General features: G+C 44.0%; 2 tRNA genes and 2 rRNA genes. All 4 read left to right on the top strand.

Annotation, left to right across the window (positions count from 1 at the left end):
* Positions 1–186, top strand: a 16S ribosomal RNA gene (locus tag L4D20_RS00020); the annotation flags it as partial.
* 66 nt (positions 187–252) lie between these two features.
* Positions 253–329 (top strand) — tRNA-Ile (locus tag L4D20_RS00015).
* 43 nt (positions 330–372) lie between these two features.
* Positions 373–448, top strand: a tRNA-Ala gene (locus L4D20_RS00010).
* A gap of 322 nt (positions 449–770) precedes the next feature.
* A 23S ribosomal RNA gene (locus L4D20_RS00005) occupies positions 771–877 on the top strand; the annotation flags it as partial.

The following is an 877-nucleotide window of genomic DNA, read 5'->3' as shown; positions in this document are numbered from 1 at the left end:
CAGAATGCTACGGTGAATACGTTCCCGGGCCTTGTACACACCGCCCGTCACACCATGGGAGTGGGCTGCAAAAGAAGTGGGTAGTTTAACCTTTCGGGGAGGACGCTCACCACTTTGTGGTTCATGACTGGGGTGAAGTCGTAACAAGGTAGCCCTAGGGGAACCTGGGGCTGGATCACCTCCTTATACGATGATTTTCACGATGAGTACCCACACAGATTGATATGTTTAAAAAGTTAAGAGTTTAATGCTGGGTCTGTAGCTCAGCTGGTTAGAGCGCTCGCCTGATAAGCGGGAGGTCGGTGGTTCAAGTCCACTCAGACCCACCAATTCTTTTCCCAAAAAGAATTGGCTTTAAAGCATTAAGTTTATGGGGCTATAGCTCAGCTGGGAGAGCGCCTGCCTTGCACGCAGGAGGTCTGCGGTTCGATCCCGCATAGCTCCACCATCTTTAAGTGTTTTCTCAATTGAGTGTATTTAAAAATGGTTTTAGTTCGAAAGAAATAAAATCTGCTCTTTAACAATTTGGAAAGCTGACGAACAACGACTTTGATCGGTTGTTGTTCAAAATAAAAGTTCTCAAATCCTAAGTGATTTATCATTTAGGTACCAACACACATTCAAGTGTTCTTGGAAACATCATAACTTCGGTTGTGATTGTTTAATATTTGAGTCCGGCAAAATCGAAATGTTGTCTCGCTCATTCAAATAATGAGACAACGAGTTTACACCTTGGTTAGTTGCCATACAGAAACCTTTTGGGGTTGTATGGTTAAGTGACTAAGCGTACACGGTGGATGCCTTGGCAGTCAGAGGCGATGAAAGACGTAATAACTTGCGATAAGCCCAGATTAGGTAGTAATAACCTTTTGAGTCT

The sequence above is a fragment of the Vibrio kyushuensis genome, from assembly GCF_050337325.1.
Lineage (GTDB): Bacteria > Pseudomonadota > Gammaproteobacteria > Enterobacterales > Vibrionaceae > Vibrio > Vibrio kyushuensis.
This window is presented reverse-complemented; position numbering and strand designations above follow the sequence as displayed.